This window comes from Halostella litorea, assembly GCF_004785955.1.
Lineage (GTDB): Archaea > Halobacteriota > Halobacteria > Halobacteriales > Natronoarchaeaceae > Halostella > Halostella litorea.
Window position 1 is genome coordinate 104,161 of record NZ_SJER01000001.1, and the last position, 19,169, is coordinate 123,329.

Below are 19,169 nucleotides of genomic sequence, written 5' to 3' on the forward strand. Positions count from 1 at the left end.
CCACGATGAGCGCGGGGACCGCCGGAACCGTCCGGGAGTGGGCGTCGGTGTACCTGAAGGGGTTTTTCATGGGCAGCGCCGACACGGTGCCCGGCGTCTCCGGCGGGACCATCGCGCTGATCACGGGGATCTACGAGCGGCTCATCGCCGCGCTGACGGCGATAGACCCCGCGACCCTCCGTGACCTCGTCCGGCCCCACGACCCGGACGCGCGGGCGGCGGTGTGGGACCAGCTCGTCCGGATGGACCTGCCGTTCCTGCTCACGCTCGGCGCGGGGATGCTGACGGCCGTCGTCACCCTCGCCCACGCGCTTGAGACTACCGTCCACCAGCATCCGGGACCGGCGTACGCCTTCTTCTTCGGCCTCATCGGCGCGTCGGCGCTGGTGCTGTACGAGCAGGTCGACGTGACGACCCCGCGCCGCCTCGGCGTCGCCGTCGTCGGCGTCGTGCTCGCCGCCGCGGTCTCCGGCGAGGCCTCCGCCGGGGTGTCCCACGCCCTCCCCGTGATCCTGCTTGCGGGCGCGGTCGCGGTCTGTGCGATGATCCTGCCGGGCGTCTCCGGGGCGTTCCTGCTCATCCTGCTCGGGCAGTACGAGTACATGCTCGGTGCGCTCACGGAGTTCACCGGGGCGCTCGGCGGGCTCGCGGGCGACGGGTCGGTGTCGGCCGTCGCCGCCGCCACGCCGCCGGTGCTCGTGTTCGTCCTCGGGGCGCTCGCCGGCCTGCTCACGCTCGCCCGGGTGATCGACTGGGCGCTCGCGAACTACCGCGCGGCGACGCTGACCTTCCTCGTGAGCCTGATGGTCGGCGGCCTCCGCCTCCCCGCGGAGCGCGTGCTGGCGGCGGTGACCGCCGACGCCGTGACCGTCGTCGTCGCCGCCGTCGCGGGCGGCACGCTGGTGGTCGCGGTGGACGTACTCACGGACGACCTGGAGTACGCGTGAGACGGCAGGCGGTCGGTTAGCAGTCCCCGACCGCCCAAGGGCGGGACGAACGCGCCGTTCGACCACACGGATCCCGGAGACAGTTCGCGGCTCATCTGGGCTACCTCGATACCGCAGCCCCTGGTCCGTGAGACCGGACATCACAACGTTTTTGCACGACATATCTACATGTTGTAACGATGAAATGCGATCGGTGTTCGACCACGATCCAAAACGACGAGTGGTTCTGCTCGTACTGCGGCAAGAAGCGGCCGACTTGCCCGGACTGTGGGACTGACTACTCGCAGGCGGGCGGCGACGGCAGCGCCCCGGCGAGACAGTGTCCGTCGTGTAACCTGCCGCGGAAGGCGGGTTGTCCGGAATGTGACGCGATCATCGACGCGACCCGGACGGCGTGTCCCAACTGTGGCAACGACGCCGCGGAGGACCGGCGCGGCCGCACCGGGAAGTTCAAAACCAGAGCCATCGTGTTCGGGGTCGGTATTCCGGTCGGGGCCTGGCTCCTGTTCAGCGGGTTACCGGGGATACTCACCTGGGCCCTCTGGATCCCGGCGGCTGTGATGGGGGGGATCGGTGGCCTGTGGTACCGACAGCGGATGAAGGTAAACGCCGATAAGATACGGCAGCAGTTCGTCGGCGAGTTCAGCGCCGCACAGAAGCAACACGAGTCCTACAACTACAGACAGGAGAAAAAGGAGCAACGGAAGAAGGAGCGAAAGCGAAAGCGGCGTCGGGAGCGGGCGCGGCGGACGGTCGTCGACATGAACTGCCCGGTCTGTGGTCACGGGTGGCTGGTTCGAGAGGGGCAGGTCGCGGACGTGCACCACGGTGAGGGGGTCAACATAATCGGGTCCGAACAGTACGGCCGCATCGAGGTCCAGTGCAACGACTGCAACCACACCCGTCGGCTGCAAGTCGAGTGAGGTCGGGGACAGGAAGCCGAGTTCCGGTCGAACACGGCGGGGAATCGGGGGATCTTATCCCCGGATGTCGGGTATCGGCGGCGTCCGGGACACCGGACAAGTAAGGGGCCGACCCGTCACCGTCGCCGCCAGGCCCAGATGCGCCGGCAGAGCACGAACCACAGCACCAGCATCACGGGGAAAAGAACTGCCTTCGCGGTGCCTCCAAGCACCTGACCGAGAGCGTAGATAGGGCCGATGCTGAGGAAATACGAGAGCCCGACCGAGAGGAGGGCGTCGAACCCGAACTCGAGTGCGTGGACGGCCCGTCCGAGCACGGAGGTGGGTGCCGCCGACTCCGGGGCCTGCCCCTCGGCCGAGGAACCCGTCGCGTCCGTTTCGGCCGGCTCGCCGCCGGAAGTCGCCCGACGCCCGATCAGCCGCGGTCTGAGGGTGAGCCGGTACGTCCGGCGCGCCAGATACGCGGCGGCGACGGCCAGTTGCACGCCCGGGACGAGCGACAGCGGGACCCAGACGTCCCTCCGTGGCTGCCAGTCCGCCTCCCGCCCCACGTACTTCGTGTCGGCGTTCATCGAGACCGGAATGACGACGACGTGGGCGAGCCCCACGAGTGTGAGCACGCCCCCGAAAAGCTCCAGGCCGGTCCAGTCGGCGTCGGCTTCGTCGGCGTCCTCGGCGGACGGCTCGTTGTCGATGGGGCCGGCGTCGATCATGGCACCGAGCAGGACGGTGTACAGCCCGACGACTACGAGCGCGGCGAGCACCAACCCCAGCAGAAGCCCGCGAACGCCGTTCGTGCGTGCCATACGGAGTGGGATCGCCCCGTATGTCGGTGTTCCAACAGGTATTAAAGGGTTTGGGAACCGGCCGGCGGGCTACCCGCCGTCGTAGAGCCGCCGGAACACGAGCGTCGGGAAGCGCGTCTCCACCCGGCTCGGCCGGCGGCCGGTCCCGTCGGCGTCGCTCGCCGCGACGCGTTCGAGGACGTCCGCCTCGGCGAGTTCGTACAGGAACCGCTTGACCGTGCTGGCGGTCAGGTCCGAGCGGTCCGCTATCGCCGTCGCCGCCTCGTCGACGGTCGCCGGGCCGTCGAGGTCGAGCAGCGTCGCGAGCACGCGCTGGCGGTTCTCGGGCAGCGCGAGCACGCGGCCGACGTGGACGCAGTCGTCCGGGACCGCGTCCATCCCGGCGTCGACGTCGCTCGCCCGGATCCGGTCGGCGTCGGCCCGGTCCGCGGCGTCGGCCGCGCCGAACGCGGCCGCGAGCGCGTCGTGGGCGTCCCCACCGGCCCACTCCGCGATCCGCCGGGCCTGGCCGTGGCGGAGGACGCCGTTCTCCAGGGCCTGCGACGCGCGGGCGGTGAGCACGTCGACGAGCGCGTGCTGCCGGTAGGCCGGGACGTGGATCGTCTCGTCCTCCCAACTCGGCGGGACCGACCGGCCGACGAGCGCCAGCGAGACGGAGTCCTCGACCGGGGTGAGCCACCGCCGGACGTCCGCGACGGTGACGTCCTCCGCGTCGCTGACGTGGTCGACAGCGACGACCGCCCGGCGCTTCGGCGTGTCGAAGTGGTCGCGGAGGCGGTCCCGGAGCGTCTCCGTCCCGACGCCCCGCTCGGGGACGGGGTCGTCCGCGACGGCGTTGAGGAGGGTGTGGTAGAAGCGGAACTCGCTGGTGGCCCGATAGGCGTCGACGCGGACGAAGCCGACCGACCCCTCGGCGCTGCCGGCACGCGTGGTGGTGCCGATCGGCTGGCGGCGGCGGCCGATCTGGTCGTTCAGCGCCGCCAGCAGGGCGCTGACGACCGCCGACTTGCCGGTTCCCTTCGGGCCGTACACCGCGACGTCGTCCGGGAGGCGGTCGCGGAACACGGGGTCCAACACGTCGAGGAGGCGTTCGAGCACCGGGCCGCGACCGACGGGTTCGGACAGGTGGACCGCGGGGTTCAGCGGCCCGCGGTCGAGGATCAGGCCACCCTCACGCGTCCGGGTCTGTCGCCGAGCGATACGGTCGGTGATGTCCATCTGTCCGTGTCACTCCTCGACCAGCGCCGTCTCCAGCAGTTCGAGCGGGTGCTTGATCTCGTAGCCGGTGCCGTGTTCCATCTGCATCGCGCAGGTGGGGCACTCGGTCATCCCGGTGTCGGCGTCGGCGGCCTCCATGTGCTCGAACATCTCCTCCCCGATCTTCATAGACGTGTCGTAGTGCTCCTCCTTCCAGCCGTACGTGCCGCTGATGCCCGAACAGGAGTCGCCCACGTCGTGGGCCTCGACGCCGTCGATGGACTCGGTCACCTCGACGGCCTGGCCCTCCAGCCCCTGGTTGCGGGCGTGACACGGCGCGTGGTAGGCCACGTCGGGGAAGTCGACCTCGGTGTCCGCCAGTTCGCCCTCCAGGTCCTCGTGGATCCGGAGGTACTCGAGGGCCTCGTACGTGTTGTTCGAGAGGTCCTCGATGCCGTGGAGGTCGAACAGTTCCGGGTACTCCTGGCGGAGCGACATCGAACAGGAGGTACAGGAGGCGACCACGTCCGCGCCGTCGCCGATGGCCGCGACGAACTCCTCGACGTTCGTCTCGGCGGCGCGCCGGGCGTCGTCCAGCATTCCGTTCGCGAACATCGGCGTGCCCGAACAGCGCTGGGGCGGGACCATGACCTCGTAGCCGAACGACTCGAACACGCGCACCATCGCCTTGCCCACCTCGGGCGTGTTGTAGTTGGCGTAGCAGCCGTGGAAGTAGGCGACGCGTTTGTCGGGGTTCGAGACCTGCGAGCCACCTCGCTCTGCTCGCGCCTCCCGCGCTCGCTCCTTCGAGGTGGCGTTGCCACCTCGCTCGCTCCACCACTCCCGGAACGTCTGGGTCGCGAACTCCGGCATCTCCCGCTCGCTGGGGATGCCCATCACCTTCTCGCCGAGCCACGAGGTGACGCCCAGCCCCATCACGAAGTTCGCGAGGCGGGGGACCTTGCTCCCGAGGCTCGCGAGCAGGCGGTAGTTCGAGAGCATGCGGTTGCGCAGGTACTCGACGGAGAGTTTGTCCATCTGCTCGTCGACGTACTCCCCGCGGGCCGTGTTGTGCATCTGGCTCAGCGGGACGTTCGACGGGCACGCGCCGTCACAGCGCATGCAGTTCGAACACTTCATCACGGAGTCGTCGATGTCGTGGTCCCCCTTGCGCTTCAGCCGCCACTGCTCGGGGCCCTGGAACTTCGGCCCGGGGAACTCGTCCTCGACCTCGGCGACGGGGCAGTTCGTGTCGCAGGTCGAGCACTTGTAGCAGTCGTCGGAGCCGGGGCGAAGGTCCATCTCCGTCTCGTCGCCGAACACCTGTACCGGTTCGAAGTCGTCGTCGGGGGATTCTGCGTCGCTCATGTGGTATCACCGGGGATCGCCGCGTCGCTCGTCTCGCCGCCCGCTGCCCTCCCTGCCGCCGTCCCGGCGGCGTAGCCGGTCGCGAGGGAGACGCCGCCGCCGGACTTCTCGGCCGCGAAGTCGTAGCCGCCGAGGACGCCCCCAGCGGCCCGCAGGTTCCCGTACTCCGCCGTCCCGTCGGCCGCCCGCGGGCGCAGGTCGCTGTCGACGTCGACCCCGAAGCGGGCGAAGGGGTGGTCGCCGAACGCGTCCGCGTCGAACCAGTCGTAGCGGTCCGACGGGTGTGGCACGTGGCAGTCGAAAATCGGCTCCCGGACCGCCTCGCGGTCGGAGTCGATGCCCTTGCCGACGAGGCCGCCCGTCGCCAGCACGAACTGGTCGGCGTGGTACGGCACCGGCCGGCCGGTTCGGTCGACGACCACCGCGCGGATCCGGCCGTCCTCGGCCTCCACCTCCACCGCGGGGTTGCCGGTCTCCGCGTGGACGCCGGCCTCGGCCAGCGCGGCGTAGAGTCGGTCCTCCAGCCGGAGGCCGGGGAGGCTCGGCGGCCCCATCGGCACCTCGAACACGTCCGCGTCGAGTTTCTCCGCGAGCGACGCGCGGACGCCACACGGGTCGTCGTCGCCCAGTACCGCCGGGAAGCCGACGCGCTCCTCGCCGTCGAGGTGGGGCTTGACCGCCTCGGCGAGCGCCGTGCGGGCGGGCACCCCGTTCAGGTCCTCGTTCCGGTCCAGCGCGTGGGCGTACCGCGTCACCTTCGCGTCGTCGCGGAACTCGCCGGGGAACCGGACCGTGGCCCCGCGGGCCTCGAACGGGACGCCGGCGGCCGCGAGGTGGTCGGCCGCGAGCGGCGCGTCGAAGTCGGTCAGCGCGGCGAACCCGACCAGCAGCGCGTCCCGGCCGTCGCTCGCGAGGCCGGCGGCGGCCGACTTCGGGTAGCGCGCCGTCGGCTTGACCGTGCCGCCGTGGGTCGGCACGAGCGCGTTCCGGTCGGTGTGACTGCCGACGTACGTGTCGCCCACGGCGTCGTCGAACAGCGCCAGCCCCTCGCGGACGGCGTCCGCGCCGACGCGCTCGTAGGGGTGGCCCTCCGGCAGGTCGGCCAGCGCGTCGAACGGCTCCGCGATCGGGTCGGCGTCCTCGCCGCCCTCGGGCGGGTAGCCGAGCACGTCGACGAGGCCGCTGGCGTGCCGGAGCGTGCTCTGCTTGTGGGAGATCAGGCGCACGTCCGCGTGCTCGCTGGCGGCGAGCGCGGCGGCGACGCCCGCGAGGCCGCCGCCGACCACCAGCACGTCGTCCCTAATCGCCATGGTCGCCCCCGTCGGTGGCGACGCCGCGACCCTCGCCGGCGGCGTCCGGCGCGCCCGGGCCATCGTCGAAGGCGGCGTAGTCGACGCCGCCCGTCCTCGCGGGGTCGCGGTCGCGGTTCATCGTCGTGGCGTGGAGCGCGTAGTTGAGCGCGGCCTGCGAGAGCTGTTCGCCCCACAGCGCGTGGACCTCGCCCTTCCAGCGCTCCTGGAACAGTTCGTCCAGCGCCTCCCGGGCGGTCGGCTCGTCGTACTCGGGGTGGAGCTCCGCGGCCATCCGGTGACAGCAGAAGCCGCCCTGGCAGTTGCCCATCGACGCGCGCGTCCGGATGCGGACGGCGTTGAGGTCCGTGCCGGCCGACGCGATGGCGTCCTGCACCTCGGCGCGGGTGACGGCCTCGCAGTCACAGACCACGGGGTTCGGGTCCGCGGAGGCCAGCACCTCCTCCGTGCGGGAGCCGAGCCGTTGGGTGCTCCGGCGGGCGACCGGCGAGCGCAGGCCGAAGCGGTCCATCGCGGCGTCCAGGTTCCCCGGGTGCTCGCTGCCCGGCAGGGGCTCGTCGGCGGTGCGACACTCCCCGCGGACGCCCAGTTGCTCGCAGACGTGGTCGCTTATCTCCTCGGCCATCATCCGGTAGGTGGTGAACTTCCCGCCGACGATGGAGGTGAGGCCGCGCAGGTCGTCTCGCTCCTCGTGGTCCAGCAGGAAGTAGTCCCGCGTGATGTCGGTCGGGTCCTCGCTGCCGACGTCCGGCGGCTCGTACAGCGGGCGGACGCCCCAGAACGACCGCACCGTCCGGGCCTCCTCCAGGATGGGGACGAGTTCGGAGAGCGTGTCGATCATCAGGTCGACCTCCCACCCCTCCTCGGGGTACTCCGCGGGGTCCTCGACCTCCTCGTCGGTCGTGCCGAGGATAGCGGTCGTCTCGTGGGGGACGACGATGTCGGCGTCGCCCTTCGGCCGGCAGCGGTTGACGACGGTGTCGACCTGCCGGCAGTTCATCACGACCATCACGCCCTTGGACGGTCGGACCTCCACGTCGACGCCGGCCATGTCGCCGATCTGTCCCGCCCACGCGCCCGTCGCGTTGACGACGTAGTCGGCGTGCATCTCCTCGGTCGTGCCCGGGGTCGCGTGCTCGCGCTTGCCGGGGCCGCTCTCGTGGCGGACCTTCACCCCGGTCACGTCGTCCTCGTCGCCGAGCAGGTCGACCACCTCGGCGTGGGTCTCGATGCGTGCGCCGTGGTTCTCGGCGCTGACCGCGTTGGCGACACAGAGGCGGAACGGGTCGATCGCCCCGTCGGGCACCTTGATCGCACGTTTCACGTCGCCGGCGAGGTACGGTTCGACCTCGCGGGCCTCCGCGGCGGTGAGTTCCTCGGCCGGGATGCCACACTCCCGACACCCCTCCAACTTCTCCCGGAAGTACTCGTCGGAGTCCTCGGGGCGCTGGACGAACAGGCCGCCGGTCTCCTCGACGCAGTGGCTCGCGATGTCCCGGAGGACGCGGTTCTCCTCGATGCACTCCGTCGCGCTGGCCTGGTCGGACACGGCGTACCGCCCGCCGCTGTGGAGCAGGCCGTGCATCCGCCCCGTCGTCCCGTGCGTGAGGTTCCCCTGCTCGACGAGGGTCACGTCGACCCCCCGCATCGCGAGGTCACGGGCGATCCCTGTCCCCGTCGACCCCCCGCCGATCACGAGAACCTCGGTGGTGTGAGTCATCCGTTTCCTGGGACGTGGGGTCGCTCCCACTTTACTTTACCGCCACATGCGATTGGACAGTAAACGATCCGAATCTGTCCGGTAGTTTTGCGAATATCTCCCGAATAGTCCCGTCTATCCCGGACTCAGGGAAAGTTTTATAATGAAAGTGCGTACTGTTTACTGATAGAGCGGTACCAACGATAAAGATATCACGGTGCCGTCAGTCCGGCACGAGCCGGCGCTACCACTGGTGAAAGAAAAATGTCAAACGAAACATATGTGGGCGCGGTCGACCAGGGGACGACTGGCACGCGCTTCATGGTGTTCGACCACAGCGGTCAGGTGGTCGCGAACGCGTACGAGAAACACGAACAGATCTACCCGGAGCCGGGTTGGGTGGAACACGACCCGATGGAGATCTGGGAGAACACGAAGACGGTCGTGACCCGCGCGCTCGAGGACGCGGGCGTCGAGGCCGACCAGCTGGAGGCGCTCGGGATCACGAACCAGCGCGAGACGACGCTCCTGTGGGACGCCGACACCGGTCGACCGATCCACAACGCCATCGTCTGGCAGGACCGACGGACGACCGACCGCGTCGAGGAACTGGAGGAGGCCGGCAAGGTCGAGGAGATCCGCGAGAAGACCGGGCTGGAGGCCGACGCGTACTTCTCGGCGACGAAGGCCGAGTGGCTGCTGGAGAACGCCGACCCGATCAAGACCCAGCGCGCACGGCCCGCCGACATCCATGAACGGGCCGCCGACGGGGACATCCTGTTCGGGACGATAGACACCTGGCTCATCTACAACCTCACGGGCAACCACATCACCGAGGTGACAAACGCGTCTCGGACGATGCTGTACAACATCCGCGACCTGGAGTGGGACGACGAACTGCTCGATGAGTTCGACGTACCCCGCGAGATGCTGCCGGAGGTCCGCCCCTCCAGCGACGAGGACCTCTACGGCCACACCGACCCCGACGGGTTCCTCGAAGCCGAGATACCGGTCGCCGGCGCGCTCGGCGACCAGCAGGCCGCGCTGTTCGGCCAGACCTGCTTCGACGAGGGCGACGCGAAGAACACGTACGGCACCGGCTCCTTCTTCCTGATGAACACCGGCAACGACGCCGTCGCGAGCGACCACGGGCTGCTGACGACGATCGGCTTCCAGCGCTCGGGCGAACCGGTCCAGTACGCCCTTGAGGGGTCGATCTTCGTCACCGGCGCGGCCATCGAGTGGCTGGAGGACGTCGACCTCATCGAGAACGCCGCCGAGACGGCCGAACTCGCGCGGAGCGTCGACTCCACCGACGGGGTGTACGTCGTGCCTGCGTTCACGGGCCTCGGCGCGCCCCACTGGGACCAGCGCGCCCGCGGCACCATCCTCGGGATGACGCGTGGCACCCGCCGCGAGCACATCGTCCGCGCGACGCTCGAATCGATCGCCTACCAGACCCGCGACGTGGCCGAGGCCATGGAGGCCGACTCCGGCATCGACATGGCGACGCTGCGGGTCGACGGCGGCGCGGTCAAGAACAACTACCTCTGTCAGCTCCAGGCCGACATCATCGACACCGACATCGCGCGGCCGGAGGTCGACGAGACGACCGCGCTCGGCTCGGCGTACGCCGCCGGGCTGGCGGTCGACTACTGGGAGTCCGTCGACGAACTCCGCGACAACTGGCAGGTCGACCGCGAGTTCGAACCCGACATGGACCGCTCGAAGGCCGACGAGATGTACGGCCGCTGGGGCGACGCCGTCGAGCGCGCGAAAGGCTGGGCGCAGGACGGTGGTGAGTGAGGATGGTCGCTGAGCTGTCGGCGGCGGTCCTGCAGGTCCCGGTCGTCGGTATCGAAGCGGAGCATTTCATCGTGCTGGTGCTCGCGGCTGCGGCGGGCGGCGCGTTCGGCGCGGCGATCGGCGCGCTGCCGTCGTTCGTGTTCACCGGCTTCGTTGTCCTGCTCGGCGAGGGTCTAGCCGTGCTCAGCGGGACCGGGTCGGAGTTCAACAGCCTCGGCGGCACGGACCTCGCGGCCGGCGTCACCGGAACGATCGGGTTCGGGCCGGTCACCGGCCCGCACGTCGCCTTCGCCGGCGGCGTGGCGGCCACCGCGTACGCGGGCATGAAGTATCCCGAGATGGAGCCGGCCGGCTGGGACTTCCACTTCGGGAAGAACATCCTCTACGCGTTCGGCACGAAGCCGGACATCCTCGCCGTCGGCGCTGTGTTCGGCGTGCTCGGGATGTTGATAGTGCGGATCGGCAACAACCTGGCGCTCCCGTTCGACACCATCGCCTTCGCGGTGTTCGCCACGGCGTTCCTCGCGCGGCCGGCCTTCGGCTACCCGGTCGTCGGGAGTGCCGGCGGGAGCGGCTACTTCGACATGGGGCCGTTCGAGCGCGAGGAGGAACGCGGCGACGGTAGCGGCCGACTCGCGGTCGAACCGTGGCTCCCACAGCAGTACAAGTGGTCCGGCGTCACGGCCATCGGCCTCGTCGGCGGCGCGCTTGGCGGCTGGACGTGGATCATGACCGGCAGCATCTTCATGGCGTACGGCATCTCCGCGGCCAGCCTGCTGTTTCTCAACCTCGGCGTCGAGAACTTCCCGGTCACCCACCACATCACGCTCGGGGGGTCGACGTTCGCCGTCGTCGCCGCGGGCGGGACCGGCAGCGAACTCGTCGTGATGCTCGCCGCCATCGCCGGCGGCGTCGTCGGCGCGCTGCTGGGGGAGATCACCCAGCGGCTCTTCTACGCCCACTCCGGGACCCACGTCGACCCGCCCGCGATGTCCATCTTCATCTACTCGCTGGCGATCGGCGTCCTCTACCTGGCGGACCTGCTGCCGAACTCGGGCTACCTCGGCCTCTGAGGCGGTCCCGAATTTTTTGGAACGCACCCGTCCCCAGCGGCGGCGTTTGCGGCCGGTTAAGTAGCTCCCGACGCGACCGGGTGGTATGGACGCTCCCCCGCTCGCGGTCGACATCGACGGCACGCTGACCCGCCCCGACGGCGGCCTCGACCCGCGGACGTTCGACGCGATCCGCGACTGGCCGGCCGACGTGGTCGTCGCAACCGGGAAGTCGTTTCCCTACCCCGTCGCGCTCTGTCAGTTCGTCGGCATCGAGGAGCTGGTGATCGCGGAGAACGGCGGCGTCGTCTGCACCCGCGACGACGTGTCGGTCGTCGGCGAGCGCGAGGCCGCCCGGGCCGTCGCCGAGGAGTTCGTCGCGCTCGGCCACGACCTCGGCTGGGGCGACGCCGACCTGATCAACCGCTGGCGGGAGACGGAGATCGCCGTGCGCCGGACCGCGCCGCTCGAACCGCTGGAGGAACTCGCCGCCGACCACGGGCTGACGGTCGTCGACACGGGCTACGCCTACCACGTCAAGTCGCCGGATGTGAGCAAGGGCGCGGGGCTGGCGGCGCTCTGTGAGTCCCTGCCCCACGAACCGGCCGACTTCGTCGCCGTCGGCGACAGCGAGAACGACGTGTCGACGTTCGAGTGCGTCGGCCGGAGCTACGCCGTCGCCAACGCCGACGCGGCGGCGACCGCCGCCGCGGACGTCATCACCGAGGGCGCACACGGGGAGGGGTTCCTCGAAGCGCTCGCCGCGGTCGGCGGGGACTGAACGCCGCCACAGCTCTCAATCCAGAAACACTTATTGGCGCGTTCCTTCACGGCTCCCCCATGGGAACCCGGAGCGTAACTGCGGTCGGCTACGTCGTGTTCGGGGCCGTGATCGCCGCCATCCCGCTGTTTCTCGTGAGCGGGCCGGAACTGTTCTCCCCGTCCGCGGTCCTGCAGTACGCGGGCGGGGGGCTACTCGTGGTTGTCGGGGTCGGCGCGCTCCTCGGCGCGTCGGTGCTCGAATCCCGGCCGACGCCGTTGATCGCCGCGGCGGGGGCGGTGGTCGGAGTCGTCGGGCTACTGGGACAGTTCCTGCTGTGACGGCTGACCGGGGACCGCCGCCGACTACGGCAGGCTGATGCCGTGTCGCGAGAGGTACTTGCTGGCTCCCTTTATCTCCACGGGGCTGCCGATGATGCGGTAGTAGCCCTCCTCCTCGTAGATGCTCACCACGAACTCCTCCTGAAGCCCGTCCTTCAGGCCGGCCGACCCGTCCAGGTCGTCGGTGGGGAGGACGATCTGGGTGCTGTCTCGGAGCCTGGACGGGTCCGGCATACTCTATCCGTTCCGAACGGTGGCCGTGATATTAACGTGTCGAAGTGTCCCGGTTCCCGCAGCGGCCGGCGTCCGCCCCGAACCCGGGCCGTGCCGGCATCGCCCCGGAAGGAAGCCTTTTTCGGCGTCGGCGGCCGACTGGCGTACGATGGGGCTCGAAGAGGAGATACAGGAGCTAGAGGAGGAGATAGCCACCACTCCGTACAACAAATCCACCGAGGCCCACATCGGACGCCTGAAGTCCAAGCTCGCCGAGAAAAAGGAGAAGCTCGAAAATCAGAGTTCCGCCGGCGGCGGCACCGGCTACCACGTCGAGAAACACGGCGACGCGACGGTCGCGCTCGTCGGGTTCCCCAGCGTCGGCAAGTCGACGCTTCTGAACGCCATGACCAACGCCGACAGCGAGGTCGGCTCCTACGAGTTCACGACGCTGGACGTCAACCCCGGCATGCTCCAGTACAACGGCGCGAACATCCAGATGCTCGACGTCCCGGGGCTCATCGAGGGGGCCGCGAGCGGCCGCGGCGGCGGCCAGGAAGTGCTCTCGGTCGTCCGGGCCGCCGACCTGGCCGTGTTCGTCCTCTCCGCTTTCGAGATCGACCAGTACGAACGGCTCCGCGAGGAACTGTACGCGAACAAGATCCGGCTCGATCAGGAGCCTCCCCGCGTGTCGATCACCAAGAAGGGCAAGGGCGGCCTGAAGATAAACGCCAGCGTCGACCTCGACATCTCCGAGGACGCGATCAAGGGCGTCCTCCGGGAACACGACTACATCAACGCCGACGTGGCGATCGGCGAGAACCTCGATATCGACCGGCTCATCGACGGCGTGATGGACAACCGCGAGTACATCCCCTCCGTCGTCACCGTCAACAAGGCCGACCTCATCGACCCCGACTACCTCGAAACCGTCAATGACAACCTCCGCGCCCACGACATAGACCCGGACGACGCCGTGTTCATCAGCGCCGAGGAGGAGAAGGGCCTCGACGCCCTCGCCGAGCGCATCTGGGAGGAACTCGGCCTGATGCGGATCTACATGGACAAGCCCGGCCGCGGCGTCGACTACGAGGAGCCGCTCGTCCTCTTCGAGGGGGCGACGGTCGAGGACGCCTGCCACAAGCTCGGCGGCGAGTTCGAGGACCGCTTTCGCTTCGCCCGCGTCTCCGGGCCCAGCGCGAAACACGACGAACAGCAGGTCGGCACCGACCACGAACTCGCCGACGAGGACGTCCTCCGGCTGATCACCCGCAAGTGACGCGCCGCCGCACGGCGGCCGTCCTCGCGCTGGCGCTTTTCCCCTGGACCGTGACGCTCTACCCCGGCGGCAGCGGATTCGTCTTCCCGTGGGGGCTGTACTCGCCCGACCCCGGCGGGGTGGTGCTCGTGACCGACTACTTCCTCGTCCACACCAACGCCGCGGCGCTCCCGCCCCACCTGACGGCGTGGGGCGTCGGCACGGCCGTCTACGCCCTCGCGCTCACGAGCGCCGCGCTCGGAACCGCGGCCGGCCGCGAGGACCGCCGCGTCACCGCGGCGCTGTTGGTGGTCGCTGCCGTCGCTCACCTCCGCTTCTCGCTCGGGACGGACCACGCCGGGGTCACCACGCTGCCGGTCGGCCCCGTGGCGCTGTTCGTCGTCGCCTGGTGGTTCCACGCCGGCGACCTCCGGCGGATCGCAGTGCCCGGGTAGCCGCCGCGTGGGACCCGCTCGCACCGAGCGATCGCCGGAACCGCCCGCCCCTTCCGGTACCCTTTTCGAGCGAGCGACGGTACGTAGGGGTATGAGCGCACCGCTCGACCACACGATGATGCGCGTCGAGGACCTGGATGCATCGCTGGACTGGTACCGGACACATCTCGACTACGAGGAGAAGGGCCGCTGGGAGGCCGACACGTTCACCAACGTGTTCCTCGGCCCCGAGGACGCCCACGACGAGGGCGCGCTGCTCGAACTCACGTACAACCACGACGGCCGCTCCTACGACATGGGCGACGCCTGGGGCCACATCGCCGTCCGCACGGAGGACGTGTACGACGCCTACGAGGAACTGATGGACGCCGGCGTCGAGGACTACCGCGACCCCGACTCCTGTGGCGGCGAGTACGCGTTCGTGAAAGACCCCGACGGCCACGAGATAGAGATCGTCGAGCGCGACCACGGGGCGCGCTGGAGCCTCGACCACACGATGATCCGCGTCGAGAACGCCGAGGAGGCGATCGGCTGGTACACCCGCGTGCTCGACTACGAGATGTTCCGCCGGAGCGAGCACGACTCCTTCGCGCTGTACTTCATGAAGCCCGCCGACGCCGCCGACGAGGCGATGTCGGTCGAACTCACGTACAACTACGACGGCCGCTCCTACGACGTGGGCGACGCGTGGGGCCACGTCGCCGTCGAGGTCGACGACCTCCAGGGCTTCTGGGACACCGCGATGCGGCGGGACGCCGAGGACTACCGCGACCCCGAGTCCTGCGACATGCGCTACGCCTTCACCAAGGACCCGGACGGCCGCGAAGTCGAGATAGTCACGGCGGACTGAAACCCCGCCCACGTCGCTCCCGCATCGACCGACAACAACCCCCGACCGACCCGCTCTCCTCGCGCCCCGGATGCCAACCTTTCAAGCCGTCGCTCCCCTACGTGGGGGCGATGGGAAACGCTGACCTGCGCGACCTGGCCGTCATCGAGACGGTGCCGTTCGACGACCTCGCGGGGAGCGTCGTCGGCGTGGACGCGCACAACTGGCTGTACCGCTACCTGACGACGACGGTGCGGTGGACCGAGGACGGCGCGTACACGACCGCCGACGGCACCGAGGTGGCGAACCTGATCGGCGTCGTCCAGGGCCTGCCGAAGTTCTTCGAGGGCGACGTGACGCCGGTGTTCGTCTGGGACGGCGGCCCCTCGGAGCTGAAGGCCGACGAGATAGCGGAGCGCCGCGAGGCCCGCGAGCAGCGCGAGGAGCAACTGGCCGAGGCCCGCGAGCGCGGCGACGCCGTCGAGGCGGCCCGGCTGGACTCCCAGACACAGCGGCTCACCGACGTCATCCACCGGACGACGCGGGAGCTGCTCGACCTGCTCGACGTGCCCCAGGTCGAGGCCCCGGCGGAGGGCGAGGCGCAGGCCGCCCACATGGCCCGGCGGGGCGACGTCGACTACGCCGGGACGGAGGACTACGACGCCCTGCTGTTCGGCGCGCCCGAGACGCTCCGCCAGCTGACGAGCAAGGGCGACCCCGAACTGATGGACTTCGAGGCGACGCTCGCCGAACACGACTTCACCTGGGAACAGCTCGTCGACGCCGGGATCCTCTGTGGCACGGACTTCAACGAGGGCGTCAAGGGCATCGGCCCGAAGACCGCCGTCTCGGCGGTGAAGGAACACGGCGACCTCTGGGGCGTACTGGAGGCCCGCGACGCCTACGTCGAGAACGCCGACGTGGTGCGGACGCTGTTCCTGAACCCCTCGGTCACCGACGAGTACGAGTTCGAGACGACGCTGTCGCCTGACGTCGCGGCCGCTCGCGAGTACGTGGTCGACGAGTGGGGCGTCAGCGAAAGCGAGGTCGAACGCGGCTTCGAGCGGATCGAGGAGTCGACGAGTCAGACGGGACTCGACCGCTGGACCTAGACCTGCGGTTCGAGCGTCTCGACGGCGTCGAGCCGGCGGTTCCACAGCGCCTCGCCGGTGCGGCCGTCGAAGATGTGGACCGCGTCCTCGGGGACGTGCGCGACGACGGACTGGCCGGCCTCGACGCGGCGCATCCCGTCGACGGTGACGACGAAGGTCCGGCCGCTGTCGCTCCCGTCGAACGTGAGGTACACGTTGTTCTCGTCGCCCATCGGCTCGACGACGTCGACGGTCGTCGCGAAGTCGTGCTCGCCGGAGCCGTCGGTCGTCACCTCGATGTCCTCCGGGCGGACCCCGAGCGTGAGGTCTTTCTTCCCCTCGACGGCCGCGGCCGTCTCGCGGGACAGCGGGTACTCGAAGCCCTCCCCGACGAGCGTGCCGTCGGCGTTCTCCACCTCGAAGAAGTTCATCGACGGCTCGCCGATGAAGCCGGCGACGAAGCGGTTGTTCGGCTCGTGGTAACACTCCAGGGGCGTGCCGACCTGCTGGAGCTTCCCGTCGTCGAGGACGGCGATCTGGTCGCCCATCGTCATCGCCTCGGTCTGGTCGTGGGTGACGTAGATCGTCGTCGTCCCCAGGTCCTCCTGGATGCGCTGGAGCTCCGTCCGCATCTGCGAGCGGAGCTTCGCGTCCAGGTTGCTGAGCGGCTCGTCCATGAGGAACACTTCGGGGTCCCGGACGATGGCGCGGCCCAGCGCGACGCGCTGTTGCTGGCCGCCCGAGAGGTCTCGGGGCTTCCGGTCCAGCAGGTCGTCGATGCCCATCATCTCCGCGGCCTCCTCGACGCGGGCGTCGATCTCGTCGTCGGGCATGTCCGTCGACTCCTGGAGGCCGAACGCCATGTTCGTCCGCACGGTCATGTGCGGGTACAGGGCGTACGACTGGAACACCATCGCGATGTCGCGCTCGGACGGCTTCTTGTCGTTCAGCAGGGAGCCGCCGAGGCGTATCTCGCCGTCGGTGATCGATTCGAGTCCGGCGACCATCCGCAGGGTCGTCGACTTCCCGCAGCCCGACGGGCCGACGAGCACGAGGAAGTCACCGTCGTCGATGTCGGCGGACACGTCGTCGACGGCGACGATGTCGCTCCCGTCGTCGTCGACGAACACTTTCGTCACGTGGTCGAGTGTGAGTTCTGCCATATGTTAGGTCGTGTGTGGGTGAGTGGTGATAGTCATGTCGCCGCTCCCTCCGCGAACTCCTCGCCGAACATCACGTAGACGACGAGGGTCGGGAGCGCCGTCAGGAGCGCCCCGGCCATCCGCAGGCCGAAGTCGGTTCCCTGCTGTGCCTCGCCCAGACCCGCCAGGATGAGCGTCACCGGCGCGGCCTCGCTGCTCCCGCTGGAGATCAGGATCAGCGCGAACAGCAGTTCGTTCCAGATCTGGGTGAACTGGTAGATGAGCACGACCGCGAACATCGGCGTCGACAGCGGGAACACGATCCGCCGGTAGATCCGGCGGATGCTCGCGCCGTCCAGCCGTGCGGCCTCGATCATCTCGACGGACATCGACTTGTAGAACGACCGGAACAGGATCGTACAGATCGGGATGCCGTAGGCGATGTGCGTGATGACCAGTTTGAGCAGGTCCGCGTAGTCCGCGGGGACCACCGGACTCTGCCAGACGAACCAGAACAGGTCGTCGACCGGGAAGTAGATCGACCAGAACTGGGTCAGCGGTACGAGCACCGCCTGGTACGGGATGAAGATCCCGGCCACGAACAGCGCCAGGATGGGGATCTGCCCCTTCCAGCTGATCTGGGTGAGGCCGTAGGCGGCCATGCTCCCCAGCAGCGCGGAGAAGACGGTCGCCGGCACGGCCATCACGACGCTGTTGAACAGCCCGCTCGCGAGCTGGTCGAACGCCGTCTGCCACTTGGCGAGGGTGAAGCCGTCGCCGAGCGGCGGCGCGTACGGCGCGGTCCCCGTGACCGCGCCCGAGGTCTTGAGCGACGTCACCAGCCCCGTTTCGATGGGGACGAGGAAGAAGCCGACCAGCAGGACGAGCACCGAGTAGAGGCCGACCCGCTTGCCGCTGATCCCGCTGCCCGTTCCGGTCGACTCGTCCGTCGTCGTGGATGTTTCCCCGCTCATAGGTTCCCGTGCTTGTGCTGGTGGTAGAGGTACGGTGCGACGATGCTCAGCGCGAGCAGGAACAGCAGGATCGCGATCGCCGAACCGTACGCGAACTCGTTTCTGCTGTACGCGGTCCTGACCATCAGGGTCGGGAGGATGTCGGCCCCCTTCGGCGGCCGGTAGCCGCCCACGAGCGCGTACAGGAAGTCGAACGCCTTGAGCGCGAACACCATCAACACGACGGTGGCGCTCACCATCGCGTTGCGAAGCTGCGGGATGATGACCCGCCAGTACATCTTGATCGTGCTCGCGCCGTCGACCCGGGCCGCTTCGTAGTGCTCGTCGGGGATCGACTGGAGCGTGGCGAGGTAGACGACCATCGTGTAGCCGCTGAACTGCCACACCAGCGCGAACACGACCGCGCCGAGCACCAGTTGCGGGTCACCGATCCAGCTGTACGGGCCGAGGCCGACCACGCCGAGAATGCCGTTTACGATCCCGTCCTCGACGTTGTAGAGCCACAGCCAGAACTGGGCCGTGACGACGAACGACAGGCTCATCGGGAGCAGGTAGATCGTCCGGAACCCGTTTTTGAACCGGATCTGCCGGTCGAGCAGGATCGCCAGCACGAGCCCGATGACCAGACAGACGACGATGAACGAGACGATGAGCACGACCGTGTTCCGGGCGGCGACGATGAACTGGGAGTCGTTGAACGCCCGAGTGTACATCTCGAAGTCGAGCGACGAGTAGTCGATCGGCCCGAACCCGCTGTGGTCGGTCAGCGAGATGAGGGCGTTCCAGGCGATCGCGCCGTACACGAAAAAGCCCATCAGCAGGAACGGCGGGAGCCAGAAGGGGCTGGACTCGATGAGGTCGCTGTCGAGCCTGTCGCGCAACCCCGAGGACTCCTCGACCGTCCCGCCGTCCGCGCGGACCTCCTCGTCGTTGTCTTTGCCGACGAGTAACCGTTTTGCGGCGGTCAATAAATGGCGCATTGGAAGATGGGGGCGGTG

The 19,169-nt window shown here is 69.1% G+C and carries 19 protein-coding genes; 10 read left to right on the plus strand and 9 right to left on the minus strand.

Translation table 11 applies throughout. The annotated features are described in order from the left end of the window. Window positions 1-5: 5 nt before the first annotated feature. Window positions 6-947, plus strand: a complete 942-nt coding sequence (locus EYW40_RS06010; RefSeq protein ID WP_135820729.1) for a DUF368 domain-containing protein — start codon at window positions 6-8, stop codon at window positions 945-947. 179 nt (window positions 948-1,126) lie between these two features. Beyond that, a complete protein-coding gene (locus EYW40_RS06015) occupies window positions 1,127-1,870 on the plus strand; it encodes a zinc ribbon domain-containing protein (protein ID WP_135820730.1) in 744 nt (247 codons plus the stop codon). Between the two features lie 116 nt (window positions 1,871-1,986). On the opposite strand, the gene EYW40_RS06020 is transcribed toward EYW40_RS06015, so the two are convergent. From EYW40_RS06020 to glpA, 5 genes are all read right to left on the minus strand, one after another. Beyond that, window positions 1,987-2,676 (minus strand): hypothetical protein, encoded by a 690-nt coding sequence (locus EYW40_RS06020; RefSeq protein ID WP_135820731.1) that lies wholly within the window; start codon window positions 2,674-2,676, stop codon window positions 1,987-1,989. Between the two features lie 69 nt (window positions 2,677-2,745). After that, complete coding sequence (locus tag EYW40_RS06025) at window positions 2,746-3,894, minus strand: Cdc6/Cdc18 family protein (RefSeq protein ID WP_135820732.1); 1,149 nt, start codon at window positions 3,892-3,894, stop codon at window positions 2,746-2,748. Between the two features lie 9 nt (window positions 3,895-3,903). Beyond that, window positions 3,904-5,241 carry an anaerobic glycerol-3-phosphate dehydrogenase subunit C gene (locus tag EYW40_RS06030; protein ID WP_135820733.1) on the minus strand — a complete coding sequence of 446 codons (1,338 nt, stop codon included), beginning with the start codon at window positions 5,239-5,241 and terminating at the stop codon, window positions 3,904-3,906. Next, window positions 5,238-6,551: a glycerol-3-phosphate dehydrogenase subunit GlpB gene (glpB, locus tag EYW40_RS06035; protein WP_135820734.1), complete on the minus strand. Its 1,314-nt coding sequence runs from the start codon at window positions 6,549-6,551 to the stop codon at window positions 5,238-5,240. Before glpB ends, EYW40_RS06030 begins: the two co-directional genes overlap by 4 nt. Then, the gene (gene glpA, locus EYW40_RS06040) at window positions 6,541-8,271 is read right to left on the minus strand and encodes an anaerobic glycerol-3-phosphate dehydrogenase subunit GlpA (protein ID WP_135820735.1); all 1,731 of its coding nucleotides are present in this window, start codon (window positions 8,269-8,271) and stop codon (window positions 6,541-6,543) included. Before glpA ends, glpB begins: the two co-directional genes overlap by 11 nt. A 243-nt stretch (window positions 8,272-8,514) precedes the next feature. Between glpA and glpK the strand changes: the two genes are divergently transcribed. The 4 genes from glpK to EYW40_RS06060 all read left to right on the plus strand — a co-directional run bounded on the left by glpK (window position 8,515) and on the right by EYW40_RS06060 (window position 12,209). After that, window positions 8,515-10,056 carry a glycerol kinase GlpK gene (glpK, locus tag EYW40_RS06045; RefSeq protein ID WP_135820736.1) on the plus strand — a complete coding sequence of 514 codons (1,542 nt, stop codon included), beginning with the start codon at window positions 8,515-8,517 and terminating at the stop codon, window positions 10,054-10,056. Window positions 10,057-10,070: 14 nt separating this feature from the next. Then, on the plus strand, window positions 10,071-11,129 hold the full coding sequence (locus EYW40_RS06050; RefSeq protein ID WP_135822020.1) for a DUF7973 family transport facilitator: 1,059 nt from the start codon (window positions 10,071-10,073) through the stop codon (window positions 11,127-11,129). 85 nt (window positions 11,130-11,214) lie between these two features. Next, entirely contained in the window at window positions 11,215-11,889 is a 675-nt protein-coding gene (locus tag EYW40_RS06055) for a phosphoglycolate phosphatase (protein ID WP_135820737.1), read from the plus strand. Window positions 11,890-11,948: 59 nt separating this feature from the next. Further along, window positions 11,949-12,209 (plus strand): hypothetical protein, encoded by a 261-nt coding sequence (locus EYW40_RS06060; protein WP_135820738.1) that lies wholly within the window; start codon window positions 11,949-11,951, stop codon window positions 12,207-12,209. A 24-nt stretch (window positions 12,210-12,233) separates the two neighbouring features. On the opposite strand, the gene EYW40_RS06065 is transcribed toward EYW40_RS06060, so the two are convergent. Further along, window positions 12,234-12,443 (minus strand): VNG_1110C family protein, encoded by a 210-nt coding sequence (locus EYW40_RS06065; RefSeq protein WP_135820739.1) that lies wholly within the window; start codon window positions 12,441-12,443, stop codon window positions 12,234-12,236. A 148-nt stretch (window positions 12,444-12,591) separates the two neighbouring features. On the opposite strand from EYW40_RS06065, the gene EYW40_RS06070 reads away from it, so the two are divergent. The 4 genes from EYW40_RS06070 (at window position 12,592) to fen (ending at window position 16,076) form a co-directional block, all read left to right on the plus strand. Continuing rightward, window positions 12,592-13,701, plus strand: coding sequence for an OBG GTPase family GTP-binding protein (locus tag EYW40_RS06070; protein ID WP_135820740.1), 1,110 nt, complete (start codon window positions 12,592-12,594; stop codon window positions 13,699-13,701). Next, window positions 13,698-14,135 (plus strand): TIGR04206 family protein, encoded by a 438-nt coding sequence (locus EYW40_RS06075; protein ID WP_135820741.1) that lies wholly within the window; start codon window positions 13,698-13,700, stop codon window positions 14,133-14,135. The genes EYW40_RS06070 and EYW40_RS06075 overlap by 4 nt, the downstream gene beginning before the upstream one ends. A 91-nt stretch (window positions 14,136-14,226) precedes the next feature. Continuing rightward, on the plus strand, window positions 14,227-14,985 hold the full coding sequence (locus EYW40_RS06080) for a VOC family protein (protein WP_135820742.1): 759 nt from the start codon (window positions 14,227-14,229) through the stop codon (window positions 14,983-14,985). A 110-nt stretch (window positions 14,986-15,095) separates the two neighbouring features. Continuing rightward, window positions 15,096-16,076 carry a flap endonuclease-1 gene (gene fen / locus EYW40_RS06085; protein ID WP_135820743.1) on the plus strand — a complete coding sequence of 327 codons (981 nt, stop codon included), beginning with the start codon at window positions 15,096-15,098 and terminating at the stop codon, window positions 16,074-16,076. Here the strand turns inward: fen and EYW40_RS06090 are convergent. Genes EYW40_RS06090 through EYW40_RS06100 form a run of 3 tightly spaced genes read right to left on the minus strand, consistent with a single transcriptional unit; the run spans window position 16,073 to window position 19,151 of the window. Then, a complete protein-coding gene (locus EYW40_RS06090; RefSeq protein ID WP_135820744.1) occupies window positions 16,073-17,218 on the minus strand; it encodes an ABC transporter ATP-binding protein in 1,146 nt (381 codons plus the stop codon). The genes fen and EYW40_RS06090 overlap by 4 nt on opposite strands. 32 nt (window positions 17,219-17,250) lie before the next feature. Continuing rightward, on the minus strand, window positions 17,251-18,171 hold the full coding sequence (locus EYW40_RS06095; protein WP_135820745.1) for a carbohydrate ABC transporter permease: 921 nt from the start codon (window positions 18,169-18,171) through the stop codon (window positions 17,251-17,253). Further along, window positions 18,168-19,151, minus strand: coding sequence for a carbohydrate ABC transporter permease (locus EYW40_RS06100; protein ID WP_135820746.1), 984 nt, complete (start codon window positions 19,149-19,151; stop codon window positions 18,168-18,170). Before EYW40_RS06100 ends, EYW40_RS06095 begins: the two co-directional genes overlap by 4 nt. Window positions 19,152-19,169: the final 18 nt, after the last annotated feature.

Coding starts and splice junctions, on each gene's coding strand:
- EYW40_RS06095 (WP_135820745.1), bottom strand. CDS start 18,171: ATGAGCGGGGAAACATCCACGACGACGGACGAGTCGACCGGAACGGGC.
- glpB (WP_135820734.1), bottom strand. CDS start 6,551: ATGGCGATTAGGGACGACGTGCTGGTGGTCGGCGGCGGCCTCGCGGGC.
- fen (WP_135820743.1), top strand. CDS start 15,096: ATGGGAAACGCTGACCTGCGCGACCTGGCCGTCATCGAGACGGTGCCG.
- EYW40_RS06065 (WP_135820739.1), bottom strand. CDS start 12,443: ATGCCGGACCCGTCCAGGCTCCGAGACAGCACCCAGATCGTCCTCCCC.
- EYW40_RS06010 (WP_135820729.1), top strand. CDS start 6: ATGAGCGCGGGGACCGCCGGAACCGTCCGGGAGTGGGCGTCGGTGTAC.
- EYW40_RS06020 (WP_135820731.1), bottom strand. CDS start 2,676: ATGGCACGCACGAACGGCGTTCGCGGGCTTCTGCTGGGGTTGGTGCTC.
- EYW40_RS06030 (WP_135820733.1), bottom strand. CDS start 5,241: ATGAGCGACGCAGAATCCCCCGACGACGACTTCGAACCGGTACAGGTG.
- EYW40_RS06090 (WP_135820744.1), bottom strand. CDS start 17,218: ATGGCAGAACTCACACTCGACCACGTGACGAAAGTGTTCGTCGACGAC.
- EYW40_RS06100 (WP_135820746.1), bottom strand. CDS start 19,151: ATGCGCCATTTATTGACCGCCGCAAAACGGTTACTCGTCGGCAAAGAC.
- EYW40_RS06015 (WP_135820730.1), top strand. CDS start 1,127: ATGAAATGCGATCGGTGTTCGACCACGATCCAAAACGACGAGTGGTTC.
- EYW40_RS06080 (WP_135820742.1), top strand. CDS start 14,227: ATGAGCGCACCGCTCGACCACACGATGATGCGCGTCGAGGACCTGGAT.
- glpA (WP_135820735.1), bottom strand. CDS start 8,271: ATGACTCACACCACCGAGGTTCTCGTGATCGGCGGGGGGTCGACGGGG.
- EYW40_RS06070 (WP_135820740.1), top strand. CDS start 12,592: ATGGGGCTCGAAGAGGAGATACAGGAGCTAGAGGAGGAGATAGCCACC.
- EYW40_RS06060 (WP_135820738.1), top strand. CDS start 11,949: ATGGGAACCCGGAGCGTAACTGCGGTCGGCTACGTCGTGTTCGGGGCC.
- glpK (WP_135820736.1), top strand. CDS start 8,515: ATGTCAAACGAAACATATGTGGGCGCGGTCGACCAGGGGACGACTGGC.
- EYW40_RS06055 (WP_135820737.1), top strand. CDS start 11,215: ATGGACGCTCCCCCGCTCGCGGTCGACATCGACGGCACGCTGACCCGC.
- EYW40_RS06025 (WP_135820732.1), bottom strand. CDS start 3,894: ATGGACATCACCGACCGTATCGCTCGGCGACAGACCCGGACGCGTGAG.